General features: G+C 62.0%; 14 protein-coding genes and 1 other RNA gene. 8 read left to right on the plus strand and 7 right to left on the minus strand.

Features of this window, described 5'->3' with window-relative positions:
• Window positions 1-182: 182 nt before the first annotated feature.
• A complete protein-coding gene (gene glmM, locus QWE_RS14185; protein WP_006726835.1) occupies window positions 183-1,538 on the plus strand; it encodes a phosphoglucosamine mutase in 1,356 nt (451 codons plus the stop codon).
• Between the two features lie 78 nt (window positions 1,539-1,616).
• On the opposite strand, the gene QWE_RS14190 is transcribed toward glmM, so the two are convergent.
• On the minus strand, window positions 1,617-2,363 hold the full coding sequence (locus QWE_RS14190) for a YebC/PmpR family DNA-binding transcriptional regulator (protein WP_006726836.1): 747 nt from the start codon (window positions 2,361-2,363) through the stop codon (window positions 1,617-1,619).
• 147 nt (window positions 2,364-2,510) lie between these two features.
• On the opposite strand from QWE_RS14190, the gene QWE_RS14195 reads away from it, so the two are divergent.
• Entirely contained in the window at window positions 2,511-3,014 is a 504-nt protein-coding gene (locus QWE_RS14195; RefSeq protein WP_006726837.1) for a pyridoxamine 5'-phosphate oxidase family protein, read from the plus strand.
• A 15-nt stretch (window positions 3,015-3,029) separates the two neighbouring features.
• On the opposite strand, the gene QWE_RS14200 is transcribed toward QWE_RS14195, so the two are convergent.
• On the minus strand, window positions 3,030-3,872 hold the full coding sequence (locus QWE_RS14200) for an MBL fold metallo-hydrolase (protein ID WP_006726838.1): 843 nt from the start codon (window positions 3,870-3,872) through the stop codon (window positions 3,030-3,032).
• 227 nt (window positions 3,873-4,099) lie between these two features.
• Here QWE_RS14200 and QWE_RS14205 point away from each other — a divergent pair, with 227 nt between their 5' ends.
• Window positions 4,100-5,455, plus strand: a complete 1,356-nt coding sequence (locus QWE_RS14205; RefSeq protein ID WP_006726839.1) for a methyl-accepting chemotaxis protein — start codon at window positions 4,100-4,102, stop codon at window positions 5,453-5,455.
• Between the two features lie 35 nt (window positions 5,456-5,490).
• On the opposite strand, the gene QWE_RS14210 is transcribed toward QWE_RS14205, so the two are convergent.
• Window positions 5,491-6,315: a TIGR00282 family metallophosphoesterase gene (locus QWE_RS14210; RefSeq protein WP_006726840.1), complete on the minus strand. Its 825-nt coding sequence runs from the start codon at window positions 6,313-6,315 to the stop codon at window positions 5,491-5,493.
• A 10-nt stretch (window positions 6,316-6,325) separates the two neighbouring features.
• Entirely contained in the window at window positions 6,326-6,904 is a 579-nt protein-coding gene (locus QWE_RS14215) for a 5-formyltetrahydrofolate cyclo-ligase (RefSeq protein WP_100220921.1), read from the minus strand.
• Window positions 6,905-7,072: 168 nt separating this feature from the next.
• Here QWE_RS14215 and QWE_RS14220 point away from each other — a divergent pair, with 168 nt between their 5' ends.
• Window positions 7,073-9,097, plus strand: a complete 2,025-nt coding sequence (locus QWE_RS14220) for a methyl-accepting chemotaxis protein (RefSeq protein ID WP_006726842.1) — start codon at window positions 7,073-7,075, stop codon at window positions 9,095-9,097.
• An 82-nt stretch (window positions 9,098-9,179) separates the two neighbouring features.
• On the opposite strand, the gene ssrS is transcribed toward QWE_RS14220, so the two are convergent.
• The 3 genes from ssrS to QWE_RS14230 all read right to left on the minus strand — a co-directional run bounded on the left by ssrS (window position 9,180) and on the right by QWE_RS14230 (window position 10,117).
• Window positions 9,180-9,338, minus strand: a non-coding RNA gene (ssrS, locus tag QWE_RS24750) — 6S RNA.
• Window positions 9,339-9,392: 54 nt separating this feature from the next.
• On the minus strand, window positions 9,393-9,773 hold the full coding sequence (locus QWE_RS14225) for a cell division protein ZapA (protein WP_006726843.1): 381 nt from the start codon (window positions 9,771-9,773) through the stop codon (window positions 9,393-9,395).
• A gap of 71 nt (window positions 9,774-9,844) precedes the next feature.
• A complete protein-coding gene (locus tag QWE_RS14230; protein ID WP_006726844.1) occupies window positions 9,845-10,117 on the minus strand; it encodes a DUF4164 domain-containing protein in 273 nt (90 codons plus the stop codon).
• Between the two features lie 342 nt (window positions 10,118-10,459).
• Here QWE_RS14230 and tkt point away from each other — a divergent pair, with 342 nt between their 5' ends.
• The 4 genes from tkt (at window position 10,460) to QWE_RS14250 (ending at window position 17,479) form a co-directional block, all read left to right on the plus strand.
• Entirely contained in the window at window positions 10,460-12,442 is a 1,983-nt protein-coding gene (gene tkt, locus QWE_RS14235) for a transketolase (protein WP_006726845.1), read from the plus strand.
• A gap of 74 nt (window positions 12,443-12,516) precedes the next feature.
• Window positions 12,517-13,527 carry a type I glyceraldehyde-3-phosphate dehydrogenase gene (gene gap / locus QWE_RS14240; RefSeq protein WP_006726846.1) on the plus strand — a complete coding sequence of 337 codons (1,011 nt, stop codon included), beginning with the start codon at window positions 12,517-12,519 and terminating at the stop codon, window positions 13,525-13,527.
• A 249-nt stretch (window positions 13,528-13,776) separates the two neighbouring features.
• Window positions 13,777-15,435 carry a BCCT family transporter gene (locus tag QWE_RS14245; RefSeq protein ID WP_006726847.1) on the plus strand — a complete coding sequence of 553 codons (1,659 nt, stop codon included), beginning with the start codon at window positions 13,777-13,779 and terminating at the stop codon, window positions 15,433-15,435.
• Window positions 15,436-15,649: 214 nt separating this feature from the next.
• Window positions 15,650-17,479, plus strand: a complete 1,830-nt coding sequence (locus tag QWE_RS14250; protein WP_006726848.1) for a potassium/proton antiporter — start codon at window positions 15,650-15,652, stop codon at window positions 17,477-17,479.
• Window positions 17,480-17,528 lie beyond the last annotated feature (49 nt).

Genomic DNA, 17,528 nt, shown 5'->3' on the forward strand with positions numbered 1-17,528 from the left:
CAGCCGCAAAATCCGGTGGACGACAGGGCCTGCGGTAACGCCATGTAATGAGTTTTAGCGCTATTTTACGTGTTCTTCGTCGCGTTCTATGGCATGAGCAGCCAACCGCGGGCCCCTGCACGATCGCTTCTGGCTGATCACGTGCGGCGACCGCCAGCGAAATGGACTTGAAGGAACACTTGATGACACGTCGTTACTTCGGCACGGACGGTATTCGCGGCCTCTCCAACCGCTTCCCCATGACACCCGATCTCGCCATGCGTGTCGGCATTGCCGCCGGCACGATCTTCCGCCGCGGCGGGCACCGCCACAGGGTGGTGATCGGCAAGGACACGCGCCTCTCCGGCTACATGCTGGAAAACGCCATGGTCGCCGGCTTCACGGCCGCTGGCCTCGATGCCTTCGTTCTCGGCCCGATCCCGACGCCCGCTGTCGCCATGCTGACGCGCTCGCTCCGCTGCGATCTCGGCGTAATGATCTCCGCCTCGCACAATCCCTTTGCCGACAACGGCATCAAGCTCTTTGGCCCCGATGGCTACAAGCTGTCGGACGAGCTGGAGCAGCAGATCGAGGAACTGCTCGAGAAGGATCTCTACGGCCAGCTCGCAGCCCCCAACGACATCGGCCGTGCCAAGCGCATCGACGGCGTGCATGACCGCTATGTCGAATTCGCCAAGCGCACCCTGCCCCGCGACGTGACCCTTCACGGTCTGCGTGTCGCCATCGACTGTGCCAACGGCGCGGCCTACAAGGTGGCGCCCGCTGCCCTTTGGGAACTTGGTGCCGACGTGGTCACCATCGGCGACGAGCCGAACGGCACCAATATCAATCTGGAATGCGGTTCGACCCATCCGGACGCCCTGCAGAAGAAGGTCCACGAGACCCGCGCCGACATCGGCATCGCACTCGACGGCGACGCCGACCGCGTCATCATCGTCGACGAAAATGGCACCGTCATCGACGGCGATCAGCTGATGGCGGTCGTTGCCGAAACCTGGGCGCAGGACGGGCTGCTGCGTGGCGGCGGCATCGTCGCGACCGTCATGTCGAACCTCGGCCTGGAACGCTTCCTCGGCGACAAGGGCCTGACGCTTGCCCGCACCAAGGTCGGCGACCGCTATGTCGTCGAGCACATGCGCAGTCATGACTTCAACGTCGGCGGCGAACAGTCCGGCCATATCGTTCTCGCCGATCACGGCACGACCGGTGACGGCCTCGTCGCCGCCCTGCAGATCCTCGCCGCCGTCAAGCGGACCGGCAAGACGGTCAGCGAACTCTGCCATCGCTTCGAGCCCGTGCCGCAGCTCCTGCGCAATGTCCGCTTCTCCGGCGGCAAGCCTTTGGAAGACGCCGTCGTCAAGCAGGCCATCGCTGACGCTGAGGCCGAGCTCGCCAAGTCCGGCCGTCTGGTCATCCGCCCCTCGGGCACCGAGCCGCTGATCCGCGTCATGGCCGAAGGAGACGACCGCGAGCAAGTCGAGCGCATCGTCAACGAACTCGTCGACGTCATCGGCAGTGTACGCAGCGCCGCTGCCTGAGTTGCCGAAAAATCGCTGAATAACAAAAGCCCGGCTGCGATGCAGCCGGGCTTTTGTAAGTCTCGATCGGTCCGACGATCAGGCGGACAGCTTCGCCATGACTTCGTCGGAGATTTCGAAGTTCGAATAGACGTTCTGCACGTCGTCGTCGTCTTCGAGTGTGTCGATGAGCTTCATCAGCGAGGTCGCCTTTTCTTCATCGACTTCGATCGTGTTCTGCGGCTTCCAGATTGCCTTGACCGACTCGGCACCACCGAGGACGGCTTCCAGAGCCTTGGACACTTCGTTGATGTCTTCGAAGGCGCAGTAGATCGTATGCCCGTCTTCATCCGAAACGACGTCTTCGGCACCGGCTTCGATCGCCGCTTCCATCACCTTGTCGGCATCGCCGACGGAGGCCTTGTAGGTGATCTCGCCGACATGGTCGAAGGAGAAGGACACCGATCCTGTTTCGCCGAGCGCCCCGCCGGCCTTGGAGAATGTCGAGCGAACGACTGAGGCGGTGCGGTTGCGGTTGTCGGTCAGCGTCTCGACGATAACGGCAACGCCGCCCGGACCGTAGCCTTCGTAGCGGATCGCGTCATAGGTCTCGGCATCGGCGCCGGACGCCTTCTTGATCGCGCGCTCGATGTTGTCCTTCGGCATCGACTGCGCCTTGGCGTTCTGCACGGCGAGGCGAAGTGCGGCATTCATCGCAGGGTCGGGCAGACCGGTCTTTGCGGCAACGGTGATTTCGCGCGCGAGCTTGGAGAACATCTTCGAACGGATACCGTCCTGCTTGCCCTTGCGGTGCATGATGTTTTTGAACTGTGAATGGCCAGCCATGGCACCCCTGATCAGGTCTGTTTGTGGGAATGGCCGCCTTATAAGGGCGAAAGCCAGCTGTTTCAAGGCCGCGACAGCGCTTCAAAAAGCCGGAACAAGTGCCTGCCGAACTCGTTGCTGTGAGCACACACGACAAGGAGATAGAACATGGCAAGTTTCAGCGAAGCCCGCGAAAATCCCGTCGAGCAGCTTTGGGATGAAATCGACAGCATCCATGCCGGCATGCTCGGTCTCATGGGCGGCAACATGCATATGCAGCCGATGGCCCCGAATGCGGATCGCAAGCGCAATAGCATCTGGTTCTTCTCCAAGACCGACAGCCATCTTGTGCAGGCCCTGCGTCCCGGCAGCCGCGCTCACTTCTGCGTCGTTGGCAAGGATCACGACTATCATGCCTGCCTCGCAGGCACGCTGGTGGAGAACAAGGATCCGGCCAAGATCGACGAATACTGGAATTCGGTCGTCGCAGCCTGGTACGAAGGCGGAAAGTCCGATCCGAAGCTGACGCTTCTGGAACTCAAGCTGGACGATGGCGAGATCTGGGCCTCCACCAACAGCTCGCTCAAGTTCGGCTGGGAAATCGCCAAGGCGAACATGAGCGACGAGAAGATGCCTGACGTCGGCGTACACCGCGAGGTCCGCTTCGCCTGAGCCGCATAGGGGGTATTAAACCCCCTGCAAGACGAGAATCAGCGGCTTTTTCGGCAATGTTCGCATGGACACCGTGAAGCCGCGATTGTCCGAGATCTGCGTATCGAAACTGTCGTCGAACATCGACAGGAAGGTCTCGATCGGCGGACCACGGCGATGCATGGGCAGGATCAATGCGGAGCGCAGACGCTTCACGATCCGGCTCATGCTGTCGGCCCCGAGCGTCAGCCCCCCATCCACCGGCACCATGAGGATATCCAGTCGGCCGATCTCGCCGTAATGCGTGTCAGTCAGTTCGTGATGCAGGTGCCCGAGATGGCCGATGCACAGGCCCGCGACCTCGATGATGAAGATCGAGTTGCCATTCGGCTCCATGGCCCCGCCCCAACTCCTGATATCCGTGGGCACGTTTCGAACATAGGCGTCGCCAACGACCAGCCGATGCTCGATCGGTTCGCCGGGCTGGGCTTCGTTCCAGCCGTGCAGGACTGCACCGATCGCCGGATCCGGGTTGAGCGTGTAGTGACTCGAATGCGCCTTGTTCATCGTCACCACATCGGGCGTGCGCGACGTACGAAGCCAGCCGTTGAAATCGGTAGCAATCGAGATCCCGGCCGGCGTGTCGATCTGGAAGGTCGAATGACCGACGAAAGTGATGACCACGTCTTCCTGCACCTGCGCCAGGGTCAGCGCCGGAGCACCGGAGGCAGAGGGTGTGAAGTTGGCATATTGAACATTGGGAATTTTCTCGGCAATCAGCTGGCACTGGCTGACCTGCGGTCGCTGTGCCTCTTGCGCCAAGGCACCACCGGTCAGAACCGAGAGCACCATCGTGGACAACACCAGTCTCAGCATCATGCCGCTCCCTGCATCCCATCCAGATCAGGAGTGAGAGCATGAGGCAGCTTACCCCTGGGGTAAAGCCATGAGACCGGGCAGCCCTTGTCAATTTGCCGTTATCGCGGGGCGCGGAAAATACCCTGTCCCGGGCACATAGGCTTAATCGATCCTTAAGCGCTGCTGGTCAATCTTCGCACTCAGGCGGGGACTGCATCCCGCGACACATATCTGGAGAGGACCATCCCATGCCGGCGGCGCAAGCCCTATTCGACCACGACACCCAGACCACCGGCCATGCCCTACTGGATTGTATCGAAGCAGCCCTAAACGAAGACTTCAGCAAACTGCCGTCCGGCTCCGACCCGCTGGATCGCGCCGTCGCGCGCCTGATTGCGCGTTGCCAGGAGCGGTCGGGCGCACAGTTGAAGGACGTCGTTGAAATCTCGGTCAACGTCAACGAGACGGCCACGATGTCGGCCAATCTGCTTTACGATCTCAAACAGGTCGACCATCGGACGCATGACATTGCGGCAGCCGCCGAAGAAATGGCGGCGACGGTGGACGAGATCGCCCGTCACGGCGAAGAGATTTCCGGCGGAACGCGACGCGCGGGCGCCGCCTGCGATGAAGCTCGGCAATCGGCCATGGAAACACGCACGACCATGGAAGGCATCAACCGTGCGCTCGGCGATGCCTCCGACCGGATTGCATCGATCCATACCCTTGGATCGCGCATCTCGGAGATCGCCTCCAACATAAAGAAGATCGCGTCCCAGACCAACATGCTGGCGATCAACGCGGCCGTCGAAGCGGCACGCGCCGGCGAGGCCGGGCGCGGTTTTGCCGTCGTCGCTTCGGAAGTGAAAGCGCTTTCCGACCGCACGGCCAATGCGACGACGGAAATTTCCAAGATCGTCATGGACCTCGAGCAGGGACTGACTTCGATGAATGAGGCGATGTCCGTTAGCCGAAGCTCCGCAAGTGCCGGAACGACGGCCCTCGACAAGCTTTCGACCCGGCTGGCCGAAGCCCTACGCCAGGTCAATGAGAGCGCAGACAGCGCGGCCCAGATCGCAAGCGGTCTCGTCGAACAGAAAGCTGCCTCTTCGAGCGTTGCCAACGGGATTACCCACATCGCCACGAGCGCCGGCGATGCGACCCGCCAGCTCGGCCGGGTCATGGACGCGGTCGCAAGCGCACAAGCCGGCCTCGACAGGCGGCTGAAGGCTCTGGCCGAGGAGGACATCCCCGGCAAGGTGGTTCTGCTTGCGCAATCCGATCACGTGATCTGGAAACGGCGTCTCGCCAACATGATGGTGGGGCGCGACAAGCTCGATCCTCGGGAACTAGCCGACCACAAGAACTGCCGCCTTGGCAAATGGTATCTGGGCGCACGTACGACGCCACTTGGCCAGGACAGCGACTTCCTGTCGCTGGACGAGCCGCATTGCCGGGTGCATGAGCACGGGCTGGAAGCCGTCCGCTGCTACAACGCCGGCGATATCGGTTCGGCTCTGAAGCAGTTGCAATGCGTCGAGATCGCGTCCAGCGAAGTGTTGCAGAAGCTGGGACGACTGGAGCGCAAGACCTCGCGCACGTAAGGGCGCCATCGGCGTCCTGACACTCGATCCCGCCGTCAGGCCCAGAAGGGCGGGATCGTCTCGGCGAGCCGCGGCCCGAGCCGCAGCGGTGCGATCTTTTCAGCAAGCCCCGTGCTGTCGGAAATCTCGACGCCAACGCCACAGATCGTCGCAGGACCGCTCGCCGCCTCGAAGCGGCCCTTGGGCATCTTCGAGATGAAGCGGTTGAGCGGCTCTTCCTTCTCCATGCCGAGCGAGGAATCGTAGTCGCCGCACATGCCGGCATCCGACATATAGGCCGTGCCGCCGTTCAGGATCTGGTGGTCGGCGGTCGGCACATGGGTGTGCGTGCCGACAACGAAGCTTGCACGGCCATCGACGAAGTGCCCGAAGCACTGCTTCTCGCTGGTCGCCTCCGCATGGAAATCGAAGACGATAACGTCCGCCTGCTCCTTCAGCGGGGCGGCCGCAAGAATTGTTTCGGCCGACTTGAAGGGGTCGTCCAACTCAGGATGCATGAAGACGCGGCCCATGATATTGGCCACGAGCACGCGCGCCCCGTTGCGGGCATAAAACAGTCCGGAGCCCTTGCCAGGCGTGCCTGAAGGATAATTGGCCGGCCGCAGGAACTGGTCGTGCCGGGTGCAGAACGACACGGCCTCCTTCTGATCCCAGACATGGTTGCCGGTCGTCACCACATCGGCGCCGGCATTGATCGTCTCGAGATAGATATCCTCGGTGATGCCGAAGCCGCCGGCGGCGTTCTCGCCGTTGACGATGACGAAATCGAGCTTCAGGTCGGAGATCAGGCCCGGCAACCGCTCCCATACAGCCGTCCGTCCGGTCTTGCCCACCATGTCTCCGAGGAACAGAAGTCGCATTTTCGTCCAATCACTCCATGAATCTTCTGAGGCCACTCTCTGTCAGCACGGCTTCCAACCGGACGTCATGGGCCTCGTAGGGCACTTCTGCCACCTCCTGACAGTCGAATGCAATGCCGATCAGCCGCGGATGCCGGCCTTTTTCCCTGAGACGGGCAATCGCTCGGTCGTAATGTCCCGCACCGTAGCCGATCCGGTTGCCGGCGGCATCGAAAGCCGAGAGCGGCACCAGCAGCAGGTCGGGATCGAGAACCGCAGCTTCGGGCCCCGGTCCACGGGTACCGAAGCCGGTATCGATGAGCTCTGCGCCGGCCACGAGTTCGCGAAAGACGATCGTCTCCTTGTCGAGGACGACAGGCAGACAGAGGCGCGCGCCACGGGCCTTGAGCCGCGCCATGAGGGGACGAACATCCGCCTCGGAGCGGATCGGGAAGAAGCCGGAGGCGACAAGCCCGGGCTCCAGCGACAGAACATCTCCCGCAAGCTCGGCCATGGCAAGACTGTGCTCCAGTCTCGTCTCCGCCGGGATCGCATCCCGGGCCGCCAGCCGCGCCTTGCGGATCTCGGCCTTCAATTCTCGTTTTTCCACCATCACAAGGCTCTCTCCGTCCAGCCACGCCATATTTGGGGAGGCCAATCAACGAAAAATCGTGTTTTTGCCCTTCGTCAACTCGATTTTGAAAACCCCTGTAAAACCAGAGATTAACTCAAAGCGCTTAGACTAAGGTACAAGTCAACGTCCAAAGGGCATTTTATAATGCAGTTCTTTTCGCGCTTCGGCATCACGAAGACAATCACCGCCACGACGGTCCTGATCCTGATCGCGGCGCTCGGAGCCGTCGCATGGGTCATCTCCGGCAGCATCGAAACTCGCATCCAGCAGCAGGCGATCGCCGGCCAGGATGCAAGCCTTCGCACGGCGGCCACGATCATCGAACGGGATCTGCCCGGCACCCAGATCACTTGGGCTCAGGACGGCAACGTCAGCCGCATCGTCATGGAATCCATTCCGGCTGAGTTCACCGAGCACGGTATGATCGACGTCATCGGCCGCATGACCGGCCAGACGGCAACGATCTTTGCCTGGGATGCCGAACGCAAGGACTTCTGGCGCCGTACCACGAACATCATCAAGCCGGATGGCAACCGCGCCGTCGGCACAGCCCTCGGCCAGACCGGCGCCGTCTACCCCTATGCCGTCAAGGGCGAGGTCTATCGCGGTGAAGCCGTCATCCTTGAAACGCCTTACTACACGATCTACCAGCCGATCTTCTCGCCCGCCGGTGACGTGCTTGGCATTCTCTATGCCGGCGTGCGCAAGGCCGACATCAACAGCATCGCAACCGAGATGACCTATGCGATCGGCACCACGGCGCTGATCGTGCTTCTGATCGCAGCCACGCTGATCGCCCTTCTCGTCCGTCGCATCGTCGGCTCCTTGCCGCGCCTGACGGCCGTCGCGGACCGCCTTGCTTCCGGCCAGCTCGAAACCGAGGTGCCGGATCAGCATCTGCGCAACGAAATCGGTGCACTCGCCCGTGCGATCAACGTCTTCCGCGAAAGCGCGATCCAGAAGATCGAGATCGAACGCCGTGCCGCCGATGCCGCAGCCCAGGGCGAACAGGAACGTGCAGAGCGCGAGGTGGCCAAGGCCGAAGATTCGCGTCTCGTCCAGGAAGCGGTCGACGCTCTCGCCGACGGTCTGACCTGTTTGAGCGACGGCGACCTGACGGTCCGCATCGATCGTGCCTTCATCGGCAACCTCGACCGTCTGCGTGTCGACTTCAACGCCTCCGTCGAGAAGCTCAGCAGCACACTCGCCGAAATCCGCACCGAAACCTCGGGCATCGAGGCAAGCTCGGCCGAGATGCGCTCCGCCACCGACGACCTGTCGAAGCGCACCGAACAGCAGGCCGCCTCTCTGGAAGAAACGTCCGCCGCCCTGGAAGAGATCACCTCGACCGTCCGTGGCTCGTCGGCCAAGGCGGACGAAGCCGCGACCATGGCGACCAAGGCTCGCCAGAGCACGGAGACCTCGAGCAAGGTGGTGTCCGACGCCATCGAGGCCATGAGCCGCATCGAGCAGGCGTCGAGCGAGATCTCGAAGATCATCAACGTCATCGATGAAATAGCCTTCCAGACCAACCTACTCGCCTTGAACGCAGGCGTCGAGGCAGCGCGCGCCGGTGAAGCCGGCAAGGGCTTTGCCGTCGTCGCCCAGGAAGTCCGTGAACTGGCTCAGCGTTCCGCGAATGCCGCCAAGGACATCAAGGCGCTGATCAACAAGTCGGGTGAAGCCGTCGCCGGCGGTGTTTCGCTGGTTCAGCAGACCGGCAGCGCACTCACCGAGATCTCCAGTCAGGTGGCCGTCATCAACGACCACATCTCATCGATCGCCTCGGCTGCCCGCGAGCAGTCCACCGCGCTGAACGAGATCAATGGCTCGGTCAACCACATGGACCAGTTCACCCAGAAGAACGCCGCGATGGTCGAAGAAGCGACCGCCGTGACCCACCGTCTGGCCGACAGCGCCCGCAATCTGGGTGGCCTTGTCGCACAGTTCCGCGTTGCCGGCGGCGCAGTCTCCTCGAACCGCGCTCCGACCCCGAGCCACGCCGCACCGGCGCCTACGGCCCGTCCGGCAGCACGCCCAGCAGCCGCTCAAGCCGAGACGCGCCCCGTGGCCTCACCGGCGCGGCGCATGGTCGGCAACCTTGCCAAGGCCTTCGGTGGCGGCAGCACGGCAGCAGCCGCCTCGCAGGACAACTGGGAAGAATTCTGATCCCAGGATCAGATCAAAGAGAAAAGCCGTCGCGAGCGATCGCGGCGGCTTTTTTTGCATCATATCTGATGAAAAGAGAAAGGTGCGATCCACGGCAACCGATGGAGATTTACGATCCTGGGTGCCTACAAACGTAGGTGGGCGCCATATGTCCAAGCCCACGGGCCTGGTCAGGGACAGCTCCCTTTGGATCGAGTATGGCCCCAGGGATTGTGGTTCCTGTCGTGAGGCGCAGATCGCATTTCAGATATAGGCGCTTCGCGGGCACCGCGCCAGTGGGCTGGAAAAATAGTCCTCAAGCCTGAGGCTGGGGAGCGGGCCGCTGGGTGAGTTTACGCGTGATGCCGTTCAGGCGATCTGCAAGGTCGGCTATTGCATGCGCCACGGCTTCCTCGCGGTTATGCACGCCTGACAGGACCGTATCGCGGCCCTCGCGGAAACCGGCCAGCTCAGCCTCGGCCGCAGCAAGCCGACGATTGATCTCGGCCATCTCGTCCATCACCATGATCCCGGCCATGACAGTGATCCGGAGATCGCCGATCTCACCGAATTGCCCCTTGAGATGGCCGACATAACGATCGAACTCGCTCGCCAGCTCCGTCAGATGGGCTTCCTGCCCCTCCTCGCACGCCATGCGATAGGCTTTCCCGTCGATCGTGACTGTCACCTGCGCCATCGGCGTTCCAACTCTCTTCTACGCGTGGTGCACTCGCACCGTAAGCAAAAAGCGCCCAGCGGCACGATACTTCAGCGATCGAGCACCGCACGGATCGTTTCCATCGCCGTCACCAGTCGACGCGAAACCTCGCGGTTGACCTCCTCGAGCCGGTTGGCCCGAAACTCCGACTGGTCCAGTTCCTGAGCAAGCCGGGCGCGATCCGCATGAACGCGCCGCACCTCTCCATCGATCTCCATACTCTCGCGCTCCGCTTCGAAGCGCATGTCGACGGCGTTTTCGAGCCCGGCGACAGCCTGTCGTAGCGCCGCGAGCGCGGCATCCACCGAATTTTCCGCCGGCATTCTCTTGCCCCTGCCTCAGTGAAGTCTGTTCGCTACACGAATCGTCGTGGCCGCCCCGATCCTGTGAGCCGGGACAGTAAGCCTCGCCCTTGGCACGCGTCAATAAAGCGCACACCTCCGGAAGAAGCCAATTCTGTGGAAGACCGTCCCGTTCTTGCCACTCCGTAAGTCATCCGGCGCAGTCGCACAGGAAAGAGGCAAAGAGATGTTTTCTTGATCCAGGAAACGCCGCAACCCGGCCCATTTGTTGACTTGCGCGATGCACCTGCTAAGGATCACCCCCGTTCAGACGGCCCGTCTCGGCGAGCCGTGTCTCGAAGCCCCGGAACAAGCGGAAAAGCCATGATTTCTCCCGAAAAACATCAGCGGATGGCGAATGCGATCCGTTTCCTCGCCATGGATGCAGTGGAAAAGGCCAATTCCGGCCACCCCGGCATGCCCATGGGCTGCGCCGATGTCGCAACCGTTCTCTTTACCCGCTACCTGAGCTTCGACCCCAAGAACCCGCTGTGGCCCGACCGCGACCGCTTTGTCTTGTCGGCCGGCCATGGCTCGATGCTGATCTACTCGCTCCTCTATTTGACCGGCTATGAGGACATGACGATCGAGGACATCAAGTCCTTCCGCCAGCTTGGCGCAAAGACAGCCGGCCATCCGGAATATGGCCACGCCTCGGGCATCGAAACGACCACCGGTCCGCTCGGTCAGGGCATCGCCACGGCCGTTGGCATGGCACTCGCCGAAAAGAAGCTCGCAGACGAGTTCGGCTCGGAGCTGCAGGATCATTACACTTACGTGCTCGCTGGCGACGGTTGCCTGATGGAAGGCATCAGCCAGGAAGCGATCACGCTCGCAGGCCACCTGAAGCTCAACAAGCTGATCGTCTTCTGGGACGACAACGGCATCTCGATCGACGGCGCGATCTCACTCGCCGACTCGACCGACCAGCATGCCCGCTTCCGCTCGGCCGGCTGGAACACCATCGCGATCGACGGCCATGATCCGGAAGCGATCGCCGCTGCCATCGAAACCGCCAAGGCATCCGACAAGCCGACCATGATCGCCGCCAAGACCGTCATCGGCTTCGGCGCTCCGAACAAGGCCGGCACGCACAAGGTCCACGGCTCGCCGCTCGGCGCCGATGAGATCGCCGCGACCCGCAAGGCGCTCGGCTGGGAAGACGAAGCCTTTTCGATCCCCGCCGACGTGCTCGACGCCTGGCGTCTGGCTGGCCTGCGCTCGACCAAGACCCGTAAGGACTGGGAAGCACGCCTGGCTGCCGCCGAGGCTGAAAAGCGCGCCGAGTTCAGCCGCCGCTTTGCAGGCGAACTGCCTGGCACGCTGGCTGGCGCGATCGACGCCTACAAGAAGAAGCTCGCTGAAACCAAGCCGACGGTTGCAACCCGCAAGGCCTCGGAAGATGCGCTCGAAGTCATAAACGGTGTCGTCACCGAAACGCTCGGCGGCTCCGCCGACCTGACCGGCTCGAACAACACCAAGACGAGCCAGACCAAGTCGATCACCCCGACCGACTTCTCCGGCCGCTACATCCACTACGGCATCCGCGAACACGGCATGGCAGCCGCGATGAACGGGATTGCGCTGCATGGCGGTCTGATCCCCTATTCCGGCGGCTTCCTGATCTTCTCGGACTATTGCCGCCCGTCGATTCGTCTGGCTGCCCTCATGGGCATCCGCGTCATCCACGTCCTGACCCATGATTCCATCGGTCTGGGCGAAGACGGCCCGACCCACCAGCCGGTCGAGCATATGGCAGCGCTCCGCGCCATTCCGAACCTGATGATGTTCCGCCCGGCCGACGCCACGGAAACGGTGGAATGCTGGCAGGTGGCGCTCGAAACCAAGGATCGCCCGTCGGGCATCGCGCTCACGCGTCAGAACCTGATCCCGGCCCGCACCGAGTATGAGGAGCGCAATCTTTGTGCTCAGGGTGCTTACGAGCTGATCTCCGCCAGCGACGCCAAGGTCTCGATCTTCGCCTCCGGTTCGGAAGTCGAGATTGCAATGCAGGCCCAGCAGCAGCTGGAAGCCAAGGGCATTCCGGCCCGCGTCGTCTCCGTTCCCTGCTTCGAACTCTTCTTCGAGCAGGACGCCGACTACCAGGAAGCGATCATCGGCCATGCGCCGGTCAACATCGCCGTCGAAGCCGGCATCCGCCAGGGCTGGGACGCCATCATCGGTTCCACCGGCACCTTCATCGGCATGAAGTCCTTCGGCGCCTCCGGCCCGGCCAAGGAACTCTACAAGCACTTCGGCATCACGGCTGACGCCGTGGTCGCTGCCGCCGAAGCCAAGCTTGCCTGACACCATCCCGCCAGGGCGCACACGCGGCGCCCTGACATTGCCCAAGAGCTCAATATTCAATCGGGAGTGCACCAATGACTGTGAAAGTTGCCATCAACGGCTTCGGCCGTATCGGACGTAACGTTCTCCGCGCCATCGTCGAATCCGGCCGCACCGACATCGAAGTCGTCGCCATCAACGATCTCGGTCCGGTCGAGACGAACGCGCATCTGCTGCGTTACGACTCGATCCACGGCAAGTTCCCGGCCACGGTAAAGGTCGAAGGCGATACGATCATCATCGACGGCGGCAAGCCGATCAAAGTCACCGCGATCAAGGACCCGGCCACGCTTCCGCACAAGGAACTCGGCGTCGACATCGCCATGGAATGCACGGGCATCTTCACCTCGCGTGACAAGGCTGCCCTGCACCTCCAGGCTGGCGCCAAGCGCGTCATCGTCTCGGCTCCGGCCGATGGCGCTGACCTCACCGTCGTCTTCGGCGTCAACCACGACCAGCTGACCAAGGACCACCTGGTCATCTCCAACGCCTCCTGCACGACGAACTGCCTGGTTCCCGTCGTCAAGACGGTGGATGACGCCGTCGGCATCGATCACGGCTTCATGACCACGATCCACTCCTACACCGGTGACCAGCCGACGCTCGACACCATGCACAAGGATCTCTACCGCGCTCGCGCGGCAGCGCTCTCCATGATCCCGACCTCGACCGGTGCAGCCAAGGCCGTTGGCCTGGTCCTGCCGCACCTCAAGGGCCGTCTCGATGGCACCTCGATCCGAGTGCCGACCCCGAACGTCTCGGTTGTCGACTTCAAGTTCGTCGCCAAGCGGAACACCACGGCTCAGGAAATCAACGACGCCATCATCGCCGCCTCCGACGGCGCGCTGAAGGGCATCCTCGGTTACACCGACGAGCCGCTGGTTTCGCGCGACTTCAACCACGACAGCCACTCGTCGATCTTCGCGCTCGACCAGACCAAGGTTCTCGAAGGCAACTTCGTGCGCATCCTGACCTGGTACGACAACGAGTGGGGCTTCTCCAACCGCATGTCGGATACGGCAGTGGCACTGGCCAAGCTCATCTGAGCTAGACCAACTGATCTCGCATGCAGGCGGGCCAGCAATGGCCCGCCTTTTTTTTATTTCGGGCAGCACCCGACAGGCAGGAAAAAAATCGTTCCCCACGGGAACAATACGCCGCCTTGTCAGTTGCCCCTACGAATTGTGGCGCAAATGCGGCCACCCTTGTGGTCGCTTCACCACATTCTGGCGCACAACCCGCGCCTTCTCCCGGGGTTGTTTTGCCCCTGAAGACATCGAAAGGATACCGGACCATTGGCTCTCACAACGACCGATCCCCATACAGCCGTCGCCGAAGATGCGATACCGGCGCCCGAAGGGCGGACCGAAATCATCGACACTGATTATGAGATCGGTCAAGACAACATCAACTTCCGCCGCCGTTTCGTCTTCGAGCTCGACATCCATAATGTCGTCTTCAGCGTCTCGGCTCTGTCAATCGTACTATTTACCTTCCTGACGCTGGCCTTCCAGACCACGCTTGAACCAGCCTTCACGGGCCTGAGAAACTTCTTGACGAGCAATCTCGACTGGTTCTTCCTGCTGACCGGCAATGTCTTCGTGCTCGTCTGCATCGGCCTCATCCTCTCACCGCTCGGGCGAATCCGTCTTGGCGGACCGGAAGCAACACCGGATTACGGCAATCTCGCCTGGTTCTCGATGCTCTTTGCCGCCGGCATGGGCATTGGCCTGATGTTCTACGGGGTTTCAGAGCCCATGGGGCATTTCACGGCAGCGCTTGGCGGACCGGTCTTCGAAGACGGCGTTCGCACGGACTGGGCGCCGCTGAATGGCGCCGCTGGCGATCCAGAAGCAGCACGCCGGCTTGCCATGGCCGCCACGATCTTCCACTGGGGCCTGCATCCCTGGGCGATCTATGCCATCGTCGCGCTTTCGCTCGCACTCTTCTCCTTCAACAAGGGCTTGCCGCTCACCTTGCGTTCGATCTTCTACCCGATCTTCGGCGAGCGCGTCTGGGGCTGGCCGGGCCATGTGATCGACATTCTCGCGGTCTTTGCCACCATCTTCGGCCTCTCCACCTCGCTCGGTATCGGAGCCCAGCAGGCTAGTGCCGGTCTGGAATTCCTCTTCGGCATTCCCTCGACGGAAACCACGATGATCCTGCTCGTGCTCGCCATCACCTGCATTGCTATTGCATCGGTGGTTGCCGGCATGGACAAGGGCGTGAAACTTCTGTCGGAGGTCAACCTTGGTCTGGCAGCCCTGCTGCTGCTCTTCGTCATCGCCGTTGGCCCGACCATGCAGATCATCCAGGGCTTCTTCCTGAACCTCAAGGCCTATGCGACCTATCTGCCGGCTCTCGCCAATCCGTTCGGTCGAGAAGACACCAACTTCTCGCAGGGCTGGACGGCCTTCTACTGGGCCTGGTGGATCAGCTGGTCGCCGTTTGTCGGCATGTTCATCGCGCGCGTCAGCCGTGGTCGCACGGTTCGCGGCCTTCTGACGGCAGTCCTGCTCATCCCCTCGCTTGTCTCCGTCCTCTGGATGACGGCGCTCGGCGGCACGGCGATCAGCCAGCTCGTCAATGACGGCCTGACCAGCGTTCAGGATGCAGCCCTTGAACTGCAGCTCTTCGAAATGCTGGCGCATCTGCCGATCACAGCGGTGACGTCCTTCATCGGCATCGTGCTCGTAATCGTCTTCTTCGTGACCTCGTCGGACTCCGGCTCGCTGGTCATCGACACGATTTCGGCAGGCGGCAAGGTCAATGCACCGGTCCCGCAACGCGTCTTCTGGGCGACTTTCGAAGGCCTAGTGGCCGTTGCACTGCTTCTCGGCGGGGGTCTCGTGGCGCTTCAGGCCATGGCGGTCTCCACCGGCCTGCCCTTCGCGATCGTCTTGCTGGGCGCCAGCTATGCCTTGATCAAGGGTCTCCTGTCGGAACCTAGGTAAGAGTCGGTTAGGGCGGATTTAAAAATTTAAATCCGCCCTAATATCATCATGATCCCATTTCATTTTCTTACTGCCATCCGGCAAATCTGAGTTTCATGAAATTGTCAGCCTGTAGGCATGTCGCTCGCGCAGACGCAATCGGTCTGACAGCCGCCATGCCTGTCCTAGAACGTGGGATCTCGGGGATTGGTAATCGGGCGAGAGGGGAAGAGGATTGAGTGAGTTCTATGCGGTCACGCTGGTTGCGACAGCCCTGGTGTTCCTGGCCGCTTTTTCGAGCCTCATAGCCTTCCGCTTCGGTGCTCCCCTTCTGCTGCTGTTCCTGACAATCGGCCTCGGTGCCGGCGTCGATGGTCTCGGCATCGAGTTTTCAAACTTCCCGCTTGCCTACGTGATCGGCTCGCTTGCTCTCGCGGTCGTTCTTTTCGATTCCGGTTTCGGCACCTCGCTCCAGTCCTTCCGCCTTTCAGCAGGCCCTGCCCTCACTCTGGCGACACTGGGAGTGCTGCTGACCACCCTCCTCGTCGGGGTCGCCGCGCATTTTCTGTTCGGCCTCAGCTATCTCGAAGGCATGTTGCTCGGCGCGATCCTGGGCTCCACCGACGCCGCAGCCGTGTTCTTCCTTCTCCGTATCGGCGGCATCAACATCCGCGACAGGGTTCGTTCCTCCCTGGAAGTCGAATCCGGAACCAACGACCCGATGGCGATCTTCCTGACCATCGCGCTCGTCGAACTGATTACGACCGGCAGCGGCTCCGACGGCCTGTCGCTCGAACTGCTCAGGCTCTTCATCGAACAGATGGGCATAGGCCTGATTCTTGGCCTCCTCGGTGGCGCTTCGATCGCCTTCATCTTGCGCAAGCTGCAGATCGAGCAGGGGCTCGCCCCGATTTTCATGCTGGCAATGGCGCTGATGATCTTCGCCTTCACCGGCCTGATCGGCGGCAGCGGATTCCTCGCCGTCTACGTGGCCGGCATCTACGCAGGTTCGCGCAAACTGCCCTCAACGGTCTCGATCAAGCGCTTCCAGGACGGCATGACCTGGCTCGCCCAGATCATCATGTTCCTTGTCCTCGGACTGCTGGCGACCCCGTCGCAGTTCCCGGAAATCCTGCTGCCGGCAGTTCTGCTCGCTCTTTTCCTGGTCTTCATCGCCCGACCGATCGCTGTCTGGCTGTGTCTCTTGCCCTTCGACTTCACGCAGCGTGAAACCGGTTTCATCGCCTGGGTGGGCTTGCGCGGCGCGGTCTCGATCCTGCTCGGCATCGTGCCCGTCGTCGGAGCGATGGAAAACGGCCAGACCTTCTTCAACACGGCCTTCATCGTCGTCATGATCTCGCTCGTCCTGCAGGGCTGGACCATCAAGCCGCTCGCAAAACGCCTCGGCCTGATCATCCCGCCGCGCATCGGCGCCATCGACAAGGTCGAACTCGACCTGCCGGGGACGGCCAATCATGAGCTGCTGGCCTATCGTGTGGTGGCCGGCAGTCCCGTATTGGGAGGCGAGCGCATTCCCCGCTGGGCGATGCCTTCGCTGGTCATTCGTGACGGCAAGTCCATGCGCTATCAATATGCAGGGCGCCTGCGCGAGAATGATCAGGTCTATCTCTTCATCGCACCGAGCTACTCGAAACTGCTCGACCGCTTGTTTGCAACCGAGGCACCCGTGGAAGAGGACGATGGCGAGTTCTTTGGCACTTTTGCCATTTCGCCCTCGACCCATGTCCGCGACCTCGACGAAGCCTATGGCCCCCTGTCGATCACGGACAGTGAACGCGGCAAGACGGTTGCCGAGATGATCACCCAGCGTCTCGGCGGTCGCGCCGATTATGCCGATCGCGTCCGTCTCGGCACCATCGTGCTCATTGTTCGCGACATTGACGAACATGGCCATATTGCCACGGTTGGCGTTTCCATGGAGCCGGTAGAGCCGGCGACCACCTGGCCGATCTTTCTCAACCTGCGTGAACTTGCCCACGCGACCCGCGATTACCTGCGCCGCAAGCGGGCTGCCGCAAGAGGCGAAATCGGCGGCGAAAAATGACGGCGCTTGCCTTGCGCCGTCACGCAAGCGGTGTAAGGTCCGGCCCGTC

Source organism: Agrobacterium albertimagni AOL15, from assembly GCF_000300855.1.
Classification (GTDB): domain Bacteria; phylum Pseudomonadota; class Alphaproteobacteria; order Rhizobiales; family Rhizobiaceae; genus Allorhizobium; species Allorhizobium albertimagni.

What these genes read in the sequence shown, in the direction of transcription:
- QWE_RS14200 (WP_006726838.1), bottom strand. Translation starts at nt 3,872, where the DNA reads ATGATGCTGAGACTGGTGTTGTCCACGATGGTGCTCTCGGTTCTGACC.
- gap (WP_006726846.1), top strand. Translation starts at nt 12,517, where the DNA reads ATGACTGTGAAAGTTGCCATCAACGGCTTCGGCCGTATCGGACGTAAC.
- QWE_RS14190 (WP_006726836.1), bottom strand. Translation starts at nt 2,363, where the DNA reads ATGGCTGGCCATTCACAGTTCAAAAACATCATGCACCGCAAGGGCAAG.
- QWE_RS14195 (WP_006726837.1), top strand. Translation starts at nt 2,511, where the DNA reads ATGGCAAGTTTCAGCGAAGCCCGCGAAAATCCCGTCGAGCAGCTTTGG.
- tkt (WP_006726845.1), top strand. Translation starts at nt 10,460, where the DNA reads ATGATTTCTCCCGAAAAACATCAGCGGATGGCGAATGCGATCCGTTTC.
- glmM (WP_006726835.1), top strand. Translation starts at nt 183, where the DNA reads ATGACACGTCGTTACTTCGGCACGGACGGTATTCGCGGCCTCTCCAAC.
- QWE_RS14225 (WP_006726843.1), bottom strand. Translation starts at nt 9,773, where the DNA reads ATGGCGCAGGTGACAGTCACGATCGACGGGAAAGCCTATCGCATGGCG.
- QWE_RS14205 (WP_006726839.1), top strand. Translation starts at nt 4,100, where the DNA reads ATGCCGGCGGCGCAAGCCCTATTCGACCACGACACCCAGACCACCGGC.
- QWE_RS14220 (WP_006726842.1), top strand. Translation starts at nt 7,073, where the DNA reads ATGCAGTTCTTTTCGCGCTTCGGCATCACGAAGACAATCACCGCCACG.
- QWE_RS14210 (WP_006726840.1), bottom strand. Translation starts at nt 6,315, where the DNA reads ATGCGACTTCTGTTCCTCGGAGACATGGTGGGCAAGACCGGACGGACG.
- QWE_RS14230 (WP_006726844.1), bottom strand. Translation starts at nt 10,117, where the DNA reads ATGCCGGCGGAAAATTCGGTGGATGCCGCGCTCGCGGCGCTACGACAG.